Genomic DNA, 17,030 nt, shown 5'->3' with positions numbered 1-17,030 from the left:
GCGGCCCCCATGGTCTGCCAGTCTGACGGGCCGCAACCTATGCGGGGGCAAAGGGATAAAACTTGATCCAGATCAACGCGACGGTTTGCTGCACGGCATTTGCTGCAGCTCGATGCCGCGTTCGGTCCGGAGACTTGCGATGGTCGACAAGAGGGGGTTCCTGGCCGAGGTCCGCAGATGCTTCGAACAGCAGATGGTGCTGTGCGACCTGCTGGAGACGATTGCGGATTCCTTGCCCCACCAGCTCGACTACGAGCACTGCCGGAGGGCCGCGCGCCTGATCGGGCCGCTGCTGCAGCGCGCCCACAGCGCCGAGGAGACGCTGCTGTTTCCGCGCATTGCGGCTACCCACCCGCAGGGCGAGGCCCTGGTCGGGCAACTGCGGCTCGAACATCTCGAGGACGAGTGCTTTGCAGAAGAAGTGCAATATGAACTGCACCGCCTGAGCTGCCGGCAGCCCGTGCTGGCCCCGGAAGCAACCGGCTACATGCTGCGGGGCTTCTTCGAATGCCTGCGCCGGCACGTGCGGCACGAACGTCGGCTGCTCGACAACCTGGCGCCCGCAGACGCGCCGAGCTAGGCGGGCACCTGCATGGCCCGGCGGACGGCCAGCGAGACGGCATTGCCGATCGCGGGGAGTTCCACGACCTCGGCCACAGCTCCAGCCATACCGGGGTGCAGGCGCGCAGCAAGAAGCACGACCGGGGCCGACGTCACGAGGTTGCTAGTCCGGCCATCGGCGCCGGCAATCGCCTTCTGGTCGACCACGACGGCATCGTATCCCGAGATGGGTCGGAGCAACGCCCCCACCGCGTCGACCTCGTATCCCTCGGCTTCGAGCACGAAGGCCAGCGAGCGGCGAAGATCGTGGTCGGGAGCGATGACGAGTAAGCGGCCCACGGCCATTTTGGCGCCGATCCTGATGCCTGTCCTTTGGTGCGACAGGCAATACGCGGGGTCGCGGCTGCCGTGTTGAGCTGGATCAAACCGGATCGATCCGCACGTCCATCACCATGCGCACCAGTTCGGGCAGGCTCCTGGCCTGCATCTTGCCCATCAGGCCGGCGCGATAGACCTCCACCGTTCGCGGGCTGATGCCCAGTTCCAGAGCGATGGTCTTGTTGGGGTGGCCGGCGACGACCCCGGCAAGCACCTGGCGCTCGCGTTCGCTCAGCGAGGCGACGCGCTGGCGCACGGCGTCCATGGCGGCCTGGCTCTGCACGCGCTCGGCGGCGCGGCTTGCGGCGCGCGTGATGGACTCGATCAGCACCGCCTCGCTGAACGGCTTCTCGATGAAATCGATGGCGCCGTTCTTCATGGCCTCGACCGCCATGTGCACGTCGCCGTGGCCGGTAATGACGATCGCCGGGAGCATGGCATCGGACGCGCGCAAGCGGCGCAGCAGTTCCACCCCATCCATGTCGGGCATGCGCAGGTCGGTGATCAGGCAGCCATTGGTGATCTCGCCCGCGAGGGCCAGAAACTGCGTCGCACTCTCGTGAACGCGGACGGCGAAGCCGGCCGTGGAGAGCAGGAAGGCCAGCGAATTGCGCACGGTTTCTTCGTCGTCGACGATGTGAACGACGGTGTCAGCTGTACTCAACCATGTCCTCCGTCATGACGGGAAGGGTGAAGGCGAAGGTGGCGCCTCCGGCCCGGTTCGTCTCAACCGTCAGCTCGCCGCCGTGCGACTCGATGATACGACGCGAGATCGACAGGCCAACCCCCATGCCGTTCGGCTTGGTGGTGACGAAGGGCTGGAACAACTGGGGGACGATCTCCTCGGCGATGCCCGGGCCGGTGTCCTCGACCTCGACCTGCAGAAGGTCGGGGCTCAGCTGCCGGGTGCGCACGACGAGCTGCTTTTCCGGCGAATCGCGCATCGCCTCGATGGCGTTGCGCATCAGGTTGATCAGCACCTGCTGAATCTGCACGCGATCGGCGACGACCAGCCTGCCGTCGGCGCCGAAATCGAAGATCGACTTTATGCCACGTTCCCTTGAACCGACGAGGGCGAGGGCGCCAGCCTCCTCGACCAGATGGTTGATGTCTTCGGGGCCCTTGTCGGTCTCGCCGCGCGTCACGAACTCGCGCAGGTGCCGGATGATGTCGCCGGCGCGCAGGGCCTGCCTGGCCGTCTCGTCGAGCGCGCCCCGCATGCGGCCGGCCGTGTCACCCTCGAGCCTGTCGAGCATGCGGCGGCACCCCTGCACGTAGTTGGCGATGGCCGACAGGGGCTGGTTGAGCTCGTGGGCAAGCGTCGAGGCCATCTCGCCGAGTTCGTTGAGCCGGGCCAGCCGGGCCAGCTCGCTGCGGGCCTGATCGAGCATTGCCTGGGATTCCTCGCGCTCGGTGAGGTCGCGGATGAAGCCGGTGAAGTACACCCGGTCGCCCTGCCGCATCTCGCCGACGGCGAGCTTCATCGGAAAGGTGGAGCCGTCCTTGCGCCGTCCGACCACGACGCGGTCGATGCCGATGATCCGCTTCTCTCCGGTCGTGAGGTAGCGCTGGAGATAGCCGTCGTGCTGCTCGCGATAGGGCGCGGGCATCAGCATGCTGATATTGCGGCCGATCACTTCATCCGGGCTGTAGCCGAACTGGCGCACGGCCGAGGCGTTGAACGACAGCATGATGCCGCCCGCGTCGATGACGACGGTGGCGTCAAGCACCGTGTCGAGGATCGACTGCAGGTGCATCTGCTTTTCCCCGAGTTCCCCGTCCAGCACATCGACGCGGTGGCGCAGCGCAAGCAGGGATCGCAGCAGCCAGTAGATGCCGCCAAGGCCAAGCAGGGCGAAGAGCGTGGAAAAAGCCGTGCGCAGGGCTTGCGGCAGCGCGGGCTCCGGGGCGAGGGCCATGCCGGCGGCGAGGAGCATGGCGCATGCCACGCCGGCGGCGATGGCCAGGTCATGACGATCGCCCTTGGTTGAGGAAAGCCTGTTCATGCTGGAAGTGTTTAGCCGTTGCGGGCATGGCTAACAATGCGCCGCGATGCAGTCGGCAACGCGACCGGACCGCCCGCCCTAGGCTGGCTCGAGCGCCGCGCGGTCGGCAAGGGTCATGCCGAAACCCGGGGCGTCTGAGAGCCTGAGCCTGCCGTTCTGGGGCACCTGCTCGCCCTCGAACAGGTCGCCGAAGACCGGGCTGATCGAGCGGCCGTCGGGACTGGCGGCGACGTATTCGCAGAAGGCCGGCCCGGTCTGGCTGGCGATGAAGTGGTACGAGTAGGGGCCGCTGCCATGCGGCACCACCGGGATGTCGTAGGTCGAGGCATGCGCGCCGATCTTCAGCAGTTCGGTCAGGCCGCCGACCCACATGACGTCGGGCTGCACGATATCGAGCGTGCGCTCCTCGATCAGGCGGCGGAAGCCGAAGCGGGTGTACTCGTGCTCCCCGGTTGTCCACCTGAGGGCGGGATGAGCGTGCTTGATGGCGCGGAAGCCCTCGACGTCGTCGGGGGACAGCACTTCCTCCCACCAGTGGATGTTCAGCGGCTTGCAGGCTTCGGCGAGGCGGATGGCGTAGTCGACGCTGAGCGACATGTAGCAGTCGACCATCAGCGGGAAATCCGGGCCGACGACGTTGCGGTGACGGGTTAGGAAATCGACGTTGGCCCGAAGGCCCTCTTCGCCGTCGAAATGGCTGTGCGGCAGCGGCACCTTGGCGCCCCAGAAGCCAAGGGCCTTGATGGCCTCGGGTTCGGGCCCGGTGCAGTAGAAGGTGATCTCGTCGCGCGTCCTGCCGCCGATCAGGTTGTAGACCGGCTCGCCGCGCACCTTGCCGATGAGGTCCCAGAGGGCCAGGTCGACGGCGCTGATCGCCATGATCGGCAGGCCCTTGCGACCGTACGGCAGGGACGAGCGATAGAGCTGGTCCCACAGCATGTTGGTCTTGCGCGCGTCCTCGCCGACGAGGAAGCGCGCGAAATGGTGCCGGATCATCCAGGCGGCCGGGGCGCCGCCCGAGCCGGTGGCGACGCCGACGGTGCCATCCTCGGTCTCGATCTCGACGACGATGGCGCCAAGGACGCCGATGCCCCAGCTGGAGCGCTTCTCGCGATAGCGCGGGTAGCCGGACATGGGGTTGGAGATCAGGGTGTCGACCAGCCAGTGGCGGCTCTCACCGGGCTTGAAGTAGGTGCCGGCCTTCTCGGACGGCTTCACGTTGTAGGCGCGGACATCCTTGATGCGGAAAGCGGTACTCATGGCAAGCGGACGTCCTGCGGGGAGGAGACCCCGCCAGGTCGGGTCATGCGAAATGCAGTGAGCGCCGGCATCGATCAGGCTCCGAGGCTTTGTTTGGCCGAGATGGTGGTGTCGCGCACATGCTCGAGATGGGCGCGGTAGGCGGCGATGGCAGCGGGTGCGTCGCCGGCCATGAGGGCATCGGCGACGACGATGTGCTGGCCGACGCTCTTGGCAATGACGCCAGGCACTTCGCTGGCGGTGCGGCGGACGTCGAGGCCCATGTCGTAGAGCACCTGGGCCAGGGCCGCGAGAAGGCTATTGCCCGCTCCGTCATTGATCGCCTGGTGAAATTCCATGTCGAGCAGCCGGAAGGCGACCGGATCTTGCTCGAAGGCGCGCCCGTCGACGGCGAGCTTGCGGATGCGCTGGCGCAGTTCCGGCGACGCCCGCTCGGCGCACAGCCGCACGAGCTCGAGATCGACGACGGTGCGCGCCTCGAACTGCATGTCGACGTCGTAGTCGGCCACCGACAGCATGGTGTTGAAGGGGGCGACCAGCCGGCTCGGTGACAGGTCCGTCACCGTGTAGCGGCCGCCCTGGCGGCTGACCAGCACGCCCATCAGGGTCAGGGCCTTCAGCGCCTCGCGCAGGGGCGGGCGCGAAATGCCGAAGGCGATGGTCATCTGCTGCTCGGTCGGAAGCCGGTCGCCGGGCTTGAGGTTGCCCGACTTGATCATGGCCATGATGCGATTGGCGACCTGCTCGGCAATGGACGGGCGCGCCAGCGTGCCGCCGCCGAAGTCGCCCGCATCCTTGCGGCCGCTGTCGTCGTAAGCAGACATGCCCACCTTGGAGATCGTCCTCGTCGCCATGGGCTACGAATGGCCGGCACTCCAGAACTTGTCAAACTAATTTTTGTCTGACAAGTTGCGTGTCAGCGAGAGCAGAGCCAACTCTGCCGGAAGAGGACCAGGGAGCCCGGGCCGTGACCGTTTCCGTCTCAACGCGCCGCCGTGTCGCGCAGACTGCACTCGAGCTGCCGGTCTTCGGCTTCGGTGCGGCGCATCTGGGCGAGCTCTACGCCAGGGTGGACGAGGCGATGTCACGCGCCACCCTCGAGGCGGCCTGGCAGAAGGGCGTGCGCTTCTACGACACGGCACCGTGGTACGGCCGTGGCCTCAGCGAGCACCGGCTGGGCGGGTTCCTCAGGACCAGGCCGCGCAGCGAGTTCATCGTCAATTCAAAGGTTGGCCGCTACCTCAGGCGCCCGGACGACCCGGCGCGCTTCAGCACCGCGCCGTGGACCGGTGGACTGCCGTTCGAGGTCGTCTTCGACTACAGCTACGACGGCGTGATGCGGGCCTATGAGCAGCTGCTGCAGCGCCTCGCCGTGAACACCGTCGACTCGCTGGTCATCCACGACCTCGACGCCATGTTCCACACGCCCGAAGCCATTGCGCACTACATGAAGCAGCTGACCGGCGGCGGCGTCAGGGCGCTCGAGGAGCTCAAGCGCAACGGCGAGATCAAGGCCATCGGCGTCGGCAACAACATTCCCGGCGCGCTCGACGACATGCTGGGGGCAGTGGAGGTCGATTTCGCCATCGTCGCCATGCCCTACACGCTGCTCGACCAGTCGGTGCTGAATACCAGCATGAAGCTCTGCCTCGACAAGGGCGTGAGCGTCATCATCGGCGCGCCGTTCGCGTCCGGTATCCTCGTCACCGGCTCGGGGGCGGGCGCCATGTATGCCTATGGCAAGGCGTCGCCCGAGGTGCAGACCAGGGTGCGCGGCATCGAGGCGGTGTGCGCGGCGCATGGGGTGAGCATGCCCGTCGCGGCGCTGCAGTTCGTGCTGGCCCATCCGGCGGTCGTCTCGGTCATTCCCGGGGCGGCCAAGCCGCGCGAGGTCGAGGCCAATGTCGACGCGCTGGCGGTGCGCATCCCGGCGGCCTTCTGGGCCGACCTCAAGGCCCAGGGACTGCTCCATCCCGAAGCACCGGTGCCCGCATGAGCGAAGCCGGCGCTTCCCCGCTGCTCTCCGCCCGCGGTACCTCGAAGTCGTTCGCCGGTGTCGAGGTGCTGCGCAACGTCGATCTCGACCTGATGCCGGGCGAGATCCACGCGCTGCTCGGGGAAAACGGCGCGGGCAAGTCCACCTTCGCCAAGATCATCGCCGGCGTGCACCGGCCGACGCGCGGGACGCTGCAACTGGGCGGCACGACGGTCGACGTGGCCAGCCCGGTGGTGGCCCAGAAGCTCGGCATCACGCTGATCCACCAGGAGCCGATCTCGTTTCCCGACCTGTCGGTGGCGGAAAACCTGGTGCTCGGGCGCAGCGATGGCGCGCCGCTCGGGCGGGTCCCGTGGGCCGCGATCAACCGCGACGCACGCCGGCTGATCGACCTCCTGGGCGTCAGGATCGACGTGACGCGGCCGATGCGCGGCCTCTCCATCGCCGACCAGCAGATGGTCGAGATCGCGCGGGCGCTCGCCTCGGACAGCCGGCTGATCATCATGGACGAGCCGACCGCGCCGCTGACCCCCAAGGAGGTGGAGACGCTGTTCGGCATCGCGCGGCGGCTGCGCGACGAGGGGCGGACCATCATCTTCATCTCGCACCGGCTCGAGGAAGTGCGGGCACTGTGCGATCGCGTCACCATCTTCCGCGACGGCAACAAGATCGCCACCGAGGCGATCGGCAAGCTCTCCGATGCCGACATCATCCGGCTGATGATCGGGCGTCCGCTGAAGGAATACATGCACAAGGGCAAGAGCCAGATCGGCGAGGTGGCGCTCGAGGTTGAGCACCTGACGTTGCCGGGCTATTTCGACGACATCAGTTTCTCGGTCCGGAAGGGCGAGATCGTCGGGCTCGGGGGGCTCGTCGGGGCCGGCCGCACCGACGTGGCACGCGCCCTGTTCGGGGTGGCGCCGGCGGCGAGCGGCAGCGTCCGGGTCGGCGGCCGTCCCGTCACCATCACCGATCCCGCGCAGGCCATCGCGGAAGGACTCGCCTTCGTGCCGGAGGACCGCGCCGTGGCCGGCATATTCCGCACCCTCTCGGTGGAACAGAACATCTCGGCTGCGGTGCCCGGGCAGATCGCCCCGCGCGGCGTCATCCGCCGCGGCGTCGAGAAGGCCCTGGCGCAGGATGCGGTCAAGCGCCTGCGCATCCGCCTCGCCTCGCTGCGCCAGCCGATCGGCGAACTGTCGGGCGGCAACCAGCAGAAGGCGATCCTGGCGCGCTGGCTGCTGACCGATCCGAGCGTGCTGATCCTCGACGAGCCGACGCGGGGCATCGATATCGGGGTCAAGGCCGAGTTCTACGACATGATCGGCGAACTGGCAGCGAGTGGACGGGCAATCCTGCTGATCTCGTCGGAACTGCCTGAACTGCTGGCGCTCTGCGATCGGGTGCTGGTGATGTCGGAGGGCCGGCTCACCGCCGACATTGCGCGCGCCGAGGCGACGCAGGAGAAGATCATGAGCGCGGCGGTGCCGCAGGTGCGGGGAGCGGCGGCATGAGCCTCATCCGCACCCTGCTGGTCCGGCGCGAGGCCGGCATCGCGGTGATGATCGTGCTGTTCTGCCTCGCGGTCGGAGCGTTCCGGCCGCAGTTCCTGACGCTCGACCAGTTGCGCATCATCCTGCTGCTGGTGCCGCTGATCATGATCGCGGCGATGGGGCAGATGATGGTGATCGTCGCCCGCCACGTCGACCTGTCGATCGGCTCGACGCTCGGCTTTTCGGCCATGGTGAGCGGCATGCTCTACCGCTTCGACGTCGACTGGTTCGGCTTCGACGTGCCGTGGTGGACCGGTATCCCGGTGTCGATCGTCGTCGGGGCCGGCCTCGGCCTCGTCAACGGCCTGTTGATCCAGCTGTTCCGGCTGCCGGCGATCATCGTCACGCTGGGCACGCTGAGCCTTTATCGCGGGCTGACGTTCATCATCTCCAACGCCAAGCAGATCGACCGGCAGTGGATTCCGTCCGAGCTCAAGGGCCTGTCGCAGACATCGCCCGTCTTCGGCACCCCCTGGATCATCTTCATCGCCTTCGGGGTGGCGCTCGCCACCTACCTGTTCCTCATGCACACACGCATGGGCCGCCAGATCTACGCTATCGGCTCCAATCCGGTGGCGGCGCCGCTGCGCGGCATCAAGGTGACGCAGGTGACGCTGGTGGTGTTCACCATCTCGGGCGCGCTCGCCGGCCTTGCCGGCATCCTCTATGCCAGCCGCTGGGGCTTCGTGAATCCGTCCAATACCGGCAGCGGCTTCGAGTTCCAGGTGATCGCGGCGGTAGTAATCGGCGGCGTGTCGATCAATGGCGGGGTGGGGAGCGTGCTCGGCACGGTGCTGGGCGTGCTGCTGCTGGGGTGCGTGGCGGCGGCGCTGCCGCTGCTCGGCATCCCCGGCACCTCGCAGGCCGCGATCTATGGCGCGGTGATCCTCGTCGCGCTGGTCATCGACCGGACGGTGCGCCGGCAGGGCATTGCCGGCTTCAAGCGGGTGCAGCCATGAGTGCGTCGGACCTGCAGTCGGCCCCGAGCGCACAGGAAGCCGCGCCGCCGCGCCCGGCCTGGCAGGTGTTGCTGATCCGCCCCGAGACGATGACTCTCGCGCTGCTGGTGCTGGCGGTCTTTGCCGGCGCGTGGCTGTCGCCCTTCTTCCTCGACATCTCGTACATCCTGCGCAGCTTCACGCTCTACGCGGAGTTCGCCATCGTCGCGCTGGTGCTCACCATGGTGATCATCGCCGGCGAGATCGACCTGTCGCCGGCGGCGAACATGGCGCTTTCGGCCTGCGTCTTTGCCTGGCTGCAGCAGGCGGGACTGCCCGTCCCGGCGGCGGTGGCGGTCGGGCTCGCCGCGGGGCTCGCCATGGGGGCGTTCAACGGGCTCATGGTTATCGGGCTGCAACTGCCCTCGATCATCGTCACCATCGGCACGCTCACGCTCTATCGCGGGCTGGCGCAGATCATCGCCGGCGACAAGTCGATCCGGGTGCCGGAGTGGTTCATCGGGGTGGACAAGATCATGGTCCTCGGCGTGCCGCTGCCGGTGGTGATCTTCATCGTGCTGGCGCTGGCCCTCGGCTTCTTGCTGAGCCGGACCATCGTGGGGCGGCAGATCTATCAGATCGGCACCAACGAGGTGGCGGCCCGGCACGCCGGCATCCGCAGCGCGCGCATCAAGTTCGGGCTGTTCCTCGCCGTCGGGCTGGTGTCGGCGACGGCGGGGATGATGACCGCCTCGCGGCTGGGCTCGGTCCGCTACGACCTGGGGCTGGGTGGGGAACTGCAGATGGTGCTGATGGCCATGCTGGGCGGCACCTACATCTTTGGCGGGCGCGGCACCATCCTCGGCACGTTCCTCGCCGCCTGGCTGCTGGTGCTGGTCTCCACCGGGATGATCGTCGCCAACGTGCTGCCGGCGGTGCAACTGGTGGTGCTCGGCATCCTGCTCGTCGTCTCGATCATCGCAACGAACTTCATCTATTCCCGCACGCAGAGGTAGCGGGCGTTTCCGCCGGACCCACCGGCATCACATGAGGAGGAAGACGTGCTCAAGAAATCCCTGCTGCTCGGCCTTGCCGCCGGCATCGCGCTGGCGGGCGCGGCGCTCGCCGCCGATCCGGTCAAGATCGTCTATATCGGCAAGAACACCGGCAATCCGTATTTCGATTCGATCACCGGCGGGTTCCAGGACGCCTGCAAGGCCAAGGGCTGCGAGTTCGAGTTCGTGGCCCCGGCGACGGCCGAGGCGACCTCGCAGATCCCGTTCATCGAGGCGCAGATCCAGCGCGGCGTGAACGTGATCGGCATCGCGCCCAACAGCCCCGACGCGCTGAACCAGGTGCTCGATGACGCCCGCGCCAAGGGCATCCTGGTGCTGACCGTGAACGGCGACCTGACCGGCAACGAGAGCCACCGCGACGCGACCATCCTGCCGGTGAACTTCGACATCGTCGGCCGCGACCAGGTCGAGATGGTCGGCTCGCTGATCGGCTACGAGGGCGAGATCGCCATCCTGTCGGCCACCACCGAGGCTCCCGACCAGAACAAGTGGATCGTGGGCATGAACGACACGCTCAAGAACGATCCCAAGTATGCCAAGATGAAGCTGGTGGCGACCGTCTACGGTGACGACCAGCCCGAGAAGTCGACCACCGAGATGGAAGCTCTGCTCTCCAACTACCCCGACCTCAAGGGCGTCATCGCCCCGACCACGGTAGGTATCGCCGCCGCGGCGCAGGTGGTGCAGTCGCGCGGTATCGCCGACAAGGTGCATGTCACCGGCCTCGGCCTGCCCAGCGAGATGCGCGACTTCATCAAGGACGGCACGGTGAAGGCCTTCCAGCTGTGGTCGCCGTACAACGAGGGCTGGCTCGCCGTGCACTTCGCGCTCGGTGTGCTCGACGGCTCGATCAAGAACGAGGTCGGCTCGACCTTCGAGGTGCCGAACCTGGGCAAGATCACGATCAACGCCAACAACTCGATCAATACCCAGGCGGAACTGACCACGTTCAACGCCGACAATATCGATCAGTTCAACTTCTGACCTGACGGGCGGGCTCCGGCGTCGGCAGGGGCCCGCCTCCTCCCGGCGCTGCCGGACGTTCGCCGCTCAACAGGCGACGACGTTGACGGCGAGGCCAGCCTGGCTGGTCTCCTTGTAGCGCTCGCTCATGTCATGGCCGGTCTGGCGCATCGTCTCGACGCAGACGTCGAGCGAGACCTTGTGCGTGCCGTCGCCCTTGAGTGCCAGCGACGCGGCGGTCACCGCCTTCACGGCGCCGAAGGCATTGCGCTCGATACACGGGATCTGCACCAACCCGGCCACCGGGTCGCAGGTCATGCCAAGATGGTGCTCGAGCGCGATCTCGGCGGCGTTCTCGACCTGGGCCGGGGTGCCGCCCATGGCAGCACACAGCGCCGCAGCGGCCATGGCCGAAGCCGAGCCGACCTCGCCCTGGCAACCGACCTCGGCGCCCGAGATCGAGGCATTGTGCTTGATGATGCCGCCAATGGCGGCGGCGGTGAGCAGCATGTCGCGGATGGACGCGCGGGTAGCGCCGGTGGCGAAGGTGGCGTGGTGCTTGAGCACGGCGGGGATGACGCCAGCCGCCCCGTTGGTGGGGGCGGTGACGACGCGGCCGCCGGCGGCGTTCTCCTCGTTCACCGCCATGGCATAGACGCCAAGCCAGTCATTGCCGGCGAAGGGGCCGAGTTCGTTGCGCTGCCATTGCTGCTCGAGCTGGGTGTGGATGGCCCGGGCGCGGCGGTTCACCCTGAGGTCTCCGGGCAACTGCCCGTCGGTCGCGAGTCCGCGCCGGATGCAGCCATCCATGGCCTCCCAGATGCGGTCGAGGCCGGCGTCCAGCGCCTTGCGCCCGATCCGCGCCTCCTCGTTGGCGCGCTTCATCTGGGCGATCGAGAGGCCGGAGCTGGCGGCCATCTCGAGCATCTGCGCGGCGTTCTCGAACGGATAGGGCACGTCCGCCGCCTCCGCTGCGGCGGGGCCGCGCGCGAGCTCGGCTTCGCTGACGACGAAGCCGCCGCCGATCGAATAGTAGATGCGGCGCAGCAGCAGCGTGCCGTCCGCGTCTAGGGCGAAGAACTGCAGCCCGTTGGCGTGGCCGGGCAGGCGGTTCGATCGGTCGTAGACAAGGTCGTGCGCGGGGCGGAAGCGGTAGGCGGGGTGGCCGGGCGGATGCACCAGGCCTTCGGCTTCGACGGCGGCGATGGTCGCGTCCGTCCGGTCGGGATCGACGCTGTCGGGGGCGAGGCCGCACAGGCCGAGGACCACGGCGCGGCCGGTGCCGTGCCCGACGCCGGTGAAGGCGAGCGAACCATGCAGGCTCACCTTCAGCGCCGCGACTGTCGCCTGGCGTGGCCGCGGCCAGTCGCCAGCCAGGATCTCGTCGAGGAAGCGGTTGGCGGCCGTCATCGGCCCCATCGTGTGGGAACTCGAGGGGCCGATGCCGATCTTGAAGACGTCGAATACGGAAAGGAACATGTTGCCTCCACATGTCGTGTGCGGCGAGCCTATCGACAACGGCGCCCGACGTCTCGCGCCGAAGTGCCGGACCCGGCCGCAGACCGGGCGGCGCACGGGCCGACGGGTTTCCTGCACAGCCAACCGCGAGGCCGCTTGCCGGGCCGCGTCTCCCCCAAGTGCCTCCCTGCAAAGGCGTTTTCGGCCTGCCGGGCGGGCTGACATAATTCTGTCATCGGCTCGTCATGGGAGCTTCACCGCCCTGAAATCCAATCGTCAAGGTGACCGACTAGGAGTGCCGCCGCTCGAGAAATCGATCGGCATTTCACTTTCCTCGGAGACCTTTGAGATGAAAACCAACTGGCTGCTCAGCGCGGCTCTGGCTGCGACTGCGCTCACCTTCGTGGGCTCCCCCGCCGCCGCCGCGACCAAGTTCGAATTCTGGTACGGCCTGTCGGGCGACCTCAGCGAGCGCATCCAGGAGATGTGCAAGACCTTCAACGAGTCGCAGCCCGACTACGAGATCGTCTGCGTGAGCCAGGACAACTACGACAACAACCTGCAGAACACGATCGCGGCCTTCCGCGCCAACAAGCAGCCGACCATCACCCAGATCTTCGACGCCGGCACGCTCGACCTGATGCTGTCGGACGCCTTCATCCCGGTCGGCCAGCTGATGGCGGACAACGGCTTCCAGATCGACTGGACCAACTACTTCTCCGGTATCGCCTCGTACTACTCGACCAGCAAGGGCGAGCTGCTGTCGATGCCGTTCAACTCCTCGACCGCCGTCATCTACTACAACACCGACGCGCTGGCGAAGGTGGGCTTTGAAGGCACCCCGACGACCTGGACCCAGGTCGAGGACGTGGCCCGCAAGATGAAGGCCGCCGGCTACGATTGCCCGGTCGCGTTCGACCCGGCCGGCGCCTGGCAGTGGTTCGAGCAGTTCTCGGCCATCCACAACCAGCCGATCGCCACCAAGGGCAACGGCTTCGGCGGCCTCGACGCCGAACTGGTCGTCTCCAAGGGCAAGTTCGTCGACCAGCTGGCCTGGATCAAGAAGATGTATGACGAAGGTCTCTTCATCCATAAGTCCAAGGATGCCGGCGAGACCGCCAACGACGCCTTCGTCAACGGCAAGTGCCAGATCACCTCGTCCTCGATCGCCGACCACGGCACGTTCAGCAAGCAGGCCAAGGACGGCGTGCACTGGACCGTCGCCATGCTGCCGATGCTCGAAGGCTTCGAGCGCACCAACTCGCTCGTCGGCGGCGCTTCGCTGTGGACGCTGAAGGGCAAGTCGGCCGAGGAATACAAGGGCGCCGCGGCGTTCTACAACTTCCTCGCCGAGCCGGCACAGGCCGAGTGGTGGTCGACCGTGACCGGCTACATCCCGGTGACCAACACGGGCTTCGAGGCCATGAAGGCCAAGGGCTTCTACGACGCCGCTCCGTACAAGGGCCGCGAGCTCGCCATTGCCTCGCTGACCATGCCGGCCGGCGAGAACACCCGCGGCATCCGCCTGGGCGGCTACCCGTCGATCCGGGCCGAGATGGTCAAGACCATCCAGTCGGTGCTGTTCAACAACGTGCCGGCGCAGCAGGCGCTCGAAGAGTTCGATGCCAAGGGCAACGAAGTCCTGCGTCGCTTCGAAGCGACCTATGCCGGCAAGAGCCTGCTCTGATCGTTGAGTGACTGAGTGCACGGGCAGCCCGCGTGGCCGCCCGTGCACTGTTTCCCCTGGGGCGGATGGGACGATGGAACGACGCGCTTACTACAAGAACCCGATGCTGCCCTGGCTGCTGCTTGCGCCACAGCTGCTGCTGGTCCTGGTTTTCTTCTACTGGCCGACGTCGCAGGCGCTGTACTGGGCGTTCACGCTCGAGCAGCCCTGGGGTGGCGGCAACAGCTGGGTCTGGTTCGACAACTTCATCTCCATCTTCCGGGATCGCGAATACTGGGGCACCGTGCTGCGCTCCGGCCTCTATGCGATGGTGACGACCGGGCTCTCGATGGCGATCGCGCTGACGCTGGCCGCCTTCGTCGACCGCTCGCTCAAGGGCACCAAGTTCTTCCAGTCGATCTTCGTGTGGCCCTACGCCATCGCGGCTCCGGCCGCGGGTGTCGCCTTCCGCTTCATCTTTGCGCCGGAATCGGGGCTGATCGGCTCGATCAACCAGGTCTGGCCGGGGATCTGGGATCCGGCGACCAATGGCTGGCACGCGCTCGCCATGGTGATCGTCTGCCATGCCTGGCTGGGCATCGGCTACAACTTCATCTTCTTCCTCGCCGCCCTGCAGATGATCCCGCGCTCCATCTCGGAAGCCGGGGCCATGGATGGCGCGCGCCCGTTCCGCCGCATGCTCGACCTGCAACTGCCGCTGATCGCGCCGACGGCGTTCTTCCTGCTCATCATGAACATCATCTCGAGCTTCACCGACAGCTTCGGCCTCATCGACACGATGACCGAGGGTGGACCGATCGGGCAGACCGAAGTGATGGTCTACAAGATCTATTTCGACGGGTTCAAAGGCCTCGACTACTCGGGCGCCGCCGCCCAGTCGATCATCCTCATGCTGCTCGTCATCGGGCTCACGTTCGTCCAGTTCAAATGGGTCGAACGCCGCGTCCACTACAATTGAGGATAGAGCCATGATCGAGCGCTCGCCCGTCTTCGACTTCCTTACCTACCTCGCCATGGCGATAGGCGCGTTCCTGGTCGTGATCCCGTTCTGGATCACGCTGGTGGCCGGCAGCCAGTCGCTGCAGGAAGTGAGCCAGGTGCCCATCAGCCTGATGCCGTCCAGTCACCTGTGGGAGAACCTCTCGGCAGCCTGGGCCCGGGCCGACCTCGGCCCCAAGATGCTCAACAGCCTGATCGTCGCCGTGGGCGTCACCGTCGGCAAGATCACGCTGGCCTCGCTTTCGGCCTTCGCCATCGTGTTCTTCAACTTCCGCGGCCGGATGATCAGCTTCTGGCTGATCTTCATCACCCTGATGCTGCCGCTCGAAGTGCGCATCGTGCCGACCTATGCGATTGCCGCCAACGCGCTGCTGCCGTTCCAGGTGATCCTCGACACGCTCGGCATCAGCTGGCTGGTCAATGCGGTGAGCGGCATCCAGGTGACGCTCAACTGGAACCTGCTCAACTCCTATACCGGCCTGATCCTGCCGCTGGTCGCGACCGCGACCGGTACGTTCCTCTACCGGCAGTTCTTCATGACCATTCCGGACGAGCTGGTCGAGGCCAGCAAGATGGATGGAGCGCGGCCGATCGAGTTCTTCTTCGACGTGCTGCTGCCCCTGAGCCGCACCAACATGCTGGCGCTCGCCACCATCATGTTCGTGTCGAGCTGGAACCAGTACCTGTGGCCGCTGCTGATCACCACCGACCGGGCCAATTTCGGCACCGTGGTGATGCAGCTCAAGGCGCTGATCCCGGCACAGAACGGCACGCCCGACTGGAACGTCACCATGGCGGGCGCCCTCATCATCATGCTGCCGCCACTGCTCGTCGTTGCCTTCATGCAGCGCTGGTTCGTGCGCGGCCTCATTTCCCGCGACAAGTGATTGGATAGACCGATGTCCCAGATTTCCATCAAGGGCGTGAAGAAGAGCTACCTCAAGACCCCGGTGATCCACGGCGTGGACGTCGAGATCGAGGCGGGCGAGTTCGTCGTCATCCTCGGGCCGTCCGGCTGCGGCAAGTCCACGCTGCTGCGCATGATTGCCGGGCTCGAGGACATCACGGCGGGCGAGATCGCCATCGGCGGCAAGGTGGTCAACCAGCTCGAGCCGCGCGAGCGCGGCTGCGCCATGGTGTTCCAGAACTATGCGCTCTACCCGCACATGACGGTGCGCCAGAACATCGGCTACTCGCTGAAGGTGGCCAAGGTGCCCCGGGTCGAGCGCGATGCGCGCGTCATGAAGGTGGCGCAGTCGGTGTCGCTCGAGACGTTCCTCGACCGCCGGCCGGGCGAACTGTCGGGCGGCCAGCGCCAGCGCGTGGCGATGGCCCGTGCCATGGTGCGCGAGCCCAAGGTGTTCCTGTTCGACGAGCCGTTCTCGAACCTCGACGCCAAGCTCCGCGTCGCCATGCGCGCCGAGGTGCGGCGCCTGCATCGCGACCTCGGCGTCACCTCGGTGTTCGTGACGCACGACCAGACCGAGGCGATGACGCTGGCCGACAAGCTGATCATCATGAATGCGGGCAATGTCGAGCAGATAGGCAAGCCGACCGAGGTTTACAACAACCCGGCCAGCCGGTTCGTTGCCGACTTCATCGGCTCGCCGGCCATGAACCTGTTCGAGGGCGAGTTCGATGCCGACGGCCACTTCGTGCACGGCCAGGGCGGCAAGATGAATGTCAGCCAGCTCAACGGCGTGCGCCAGCCCGGCAAGAAGGTGGTGCTCGGCGTGCGTCCGGAATCGGTACGTCGCACTCATGCCGAGACGCACGGCGCCATCGCGGCGGTGGTCGACTATGTCGAGGAGCTCGGCGCGTCGCGGCTGATCCACGCCGACGCCAACGGTAGTCGCATCGTGGCTCTCGATACCGACACGGCCGAGATCAAGTCCGGCACGCGGGTGCACCTGAGCCTCGAAGCCGACGCCCTGCACCTGTTCTCGGTCGAGAACGGCCGCCGCATCGCGCACTGAGTGCCGGCGGGCACTCCGCCCGCCATCATCCACCGTCATCCCCGGGCGAAGACCCGGGACCGAGCGATGCCGCGGCATCCCACGGGTCCGCGGACGAAGCCCGCGGATGACGACCGAAACCATCAGAGCGTCTGGAGGCACGCGCCCCGACGCGCTTCCAGCCTGCAACCCCCAGGAGA

The 17,030-nt window shown here is 66.8% G+C and carries 16 protein-coding genes; 10 read left to right on the top strand and 6 right to left on the bottom strand.

From position 1 onward, the window contains the following. Positions 1 to 139 precede the first annotated feature (139 nt). The gene (locus tag J0I99_RS05795; RefSeq protein WP_291396483.1) at positions 140 to 580 is read left to right on the top strand and encodes a hemerythrin domain-containing protein; all 441 of its coding nucleotides are present in this window, start codon (positions 140 to 142) and stop codon (positions 578 to 580) included. On the opposite strand, the gene J0I99_RS05790 is transcribed toward J0I99_RS05795, so the two are convergent. From J0I99_RS05790 to J0I99_RS05770, 5 genes are all read right to left on the bottom strand, one after another. Continuing rightward, positions 577 to 906 carry a hypothetical protein gene (locus J0I99_RS05790; RefSeq protein ID WP_291396481.1) on the bottom strand — a complete coding sequence of 110 codons (330 nt, stop codon included), beginning with the start codon at positions 904 to 906 and terminating at the stop codon, positions 577 to 579. The genes J0I99_RS05795 and J0I99_RS05790 overlap by 4 nt on opposite strands. Before the next feature lie 76 nt (positions 907 to 982). After that, positions 983 to 1,603 (bottom strand): response regulator FixJ, encoded by a 621-nt coding sequence (fixJ, locus tag J0I99_RS05785; RefSeq protein ID WP_291396479.1) that lies wholly within the window; start codon positions 1,601 to 1,603, stop codon positions 983 to 985. Next, a complete protein-coding gene (locus J0I99_RS05780) occupies positions 1,590 to 2,945 on the bottom strand; it encodes a sensor histidine kinase (RefSeq protein ID WP_291396477.1) in 1,356 nt (451 codons plus the stop codon). Before J0I99_RS05780 ends, fixJ begins: the two co-directional genes overlap by 14 nt. Before the next feature lie 78 nt (positions 2,946 to 3,023). Then, positions 3,024 to 4,205, bottom strand: coding sequence for an L-rhamnonate dehydratase (gene rhmD / locus J0I99_RS05775; protein WP_291396475.1), 1,182 nt, complete (start codon positions 4,203 to 4,205; stop codon positions 3,024 to 3,026). A gap of 74 nt (positions 4,206 to 4,279) precedes the next feature. Continuing rightward, complete coding sequence (locus J0I99_RS05770; RefSeq protein ID WP_291396473.1) at positions 4,280 to 5,029, bottom strand: FadR/GntR family transcriptional regulator; 750 nt, start codon at positions 5,027 to 5,029, stop codon at positions 4,280 to 4,282. A 143-nt stretch (positions 5,030 to 5,172) separates the two neighbouring features. Here J0I99_RS05770 and J0I99_RS05765 point away from each other — a divergent pair, with 143 nt between their 5' ends. From J0I99_RS05765 to J0I99_RS05745, 5 genes are read left to right on the top strand one after another with little or no spacing between them, the layout of a single operon-like run. Continuing rightward, on the top strand, positions 5,173 to 6,201 hold the full coding sequence (locus tag J0I99_RS05765; RefSeq protein ID WP_291396470.1) for an aldo/keto reductase: 1,029 nt from the start codon (positions 5,173 to 5,175) through the stop codon (positions 6,199 to 6,201). Continuing rightward, positions 6,198 to 7,715, top strand: a complete 1,518-nt coding sequence (locus J0I99_RS05760) for a sugar ABC transporter ATP-binding protein (RefSeq protein WP_291396469.1) — start codon at positions 6,198 to 6,200, stop codon at positions 7,713 to 7,715. The genes J0I99_RS05765 and J0I99_RS05760 overlap by 4 nt, the downstream gene beginning before the upstream one ends. Beyond that, positions 7,712 to 8,713, top strand: a complete 1,002-nt coding sequence (locus J0I99_RS05755; protein ID WP_291396466.1) for an ABC transporter permease — start codon at positions 7,712 to 7,714, stop codon at positions 8,711 to 8,713. Before J0I99_RS05760 ends, J0I99_RS05755 begins: the two co-directional genes overlap by 4 nt. After that, entirely contained in the window at positions 8,710 to 9,708 is a 999-nt protein-coding gene (locus J0I99_RS05750) for an ABC transporter permease (protein ID WP_291396464.1), read from the top strand. Before J0I99_RS05755 ends, J0I99_RS05750 begins: the two co-directional genes overlap by 4 nt. A 45-nt stretch (positions 9,709 to 9,753) precedes the next feature. Further along, on the top strand, positions 9,754 to 10,752 hold the full coding sequence (locus J0I99_RS05745; protein WP_291396462.1) for a substrate-binding domain-containing protein: 999 nt from the start codon (positions 9,754 to 9,756) through the stop codon (positions 10,750 to 10,752). A 66-nt stretch (positions 10,753 to 10,818) separates the two neighbouring features. On the opposite strand, the gene J0I99_RS05740 is transcribed toward J0I99_RS05745, so the two are convergent. Next, positions 10,819 to 12,210: an L-serine ammonia-lyase gene (locus J0I99_RS05740; RefSeq protein WP_291396460.1), complete on the bottom strand. Its 1,392-nt coding sequence runs from the start codon at positions 12,208 to 12,210 to the stop codon at positions 10,819 to 10,821. A 328-nt stretch (positions 12,211 to 12,538) separates the two neighbouring features. On the opposite strand from J0I99_RS05740, the gene J0I99_RS05735 reads away from it, so the two are divergent. From J0I99_RS05735 to J0I99_RS05720, 4 genes are all read left to right on the top strand, one after another. Continuing rightward, a complete protein-coding gene (locus J0I99_RS05735) occupies positions 12,539 to 13,876 on the top strand; it encodes an extracellular solute-binding protein (protein WP_291396458.1) in 1,338 nt (445 codons plus the stop codon). Positions 13,877 to 13,949: 73 nt separating this feature from the next. After that, positions 13,950 to 14,834 carry an ABC transporter permease subunit gene (locus J0I99_RS05730; RefSeq protein ID WP_291396456.1) on the top strand — a complete coding sequence of 295 codons (885 nt, stop codon included), beginning with the start codon at positions 13,950 to 13,952 and terminating at the stop codon, positions 14,832 to 14,834. Between the two features lie 10 nt (positions 14,835 to 14,844). Beyond that, the gene (locus tag J0I99_RS05725) at positions 14,845 to 15,762 is read left to right on the top strand and encodes an ABC transporter permease subunit (protein WP_291391314.1); all 918 of its coding nucleotides are present in this window, start codon (positions 14,845 to 14,847) and stop codon (positions 15,760 to 15,762) included. 12 nt (positions 15,763 to 15,774) lie between these two features. Further along, positions 15,775 to 16,851, top strand: a complete 1,077-nt coding sequence (locus tag J0I99_RS05720) for an ABC transporter ATP-binding protein (RefSeq protein ID WP_291396454.1) — start codon at positions 15,775 to 15,777, stop codon at positions 16,849 to 16,851. The last annotated feature ends 179 nt before the right edge of the window (positions 16,852 to 17,030 follow it).

The sequence above is a fragment of the Devosia sp. genome (genome assembly GCF_017307495.1).
In the GTDB taxonomy this organism is placed as follows: domain Bacteria; phylum Pseudomonadota; class Alphaproteobacteria; order Rhizobiales; family Devosiaceae; genus Devosia_A.
This window is presented reverse-complemented; position numbering and strand designations above follow the sequence as displayed.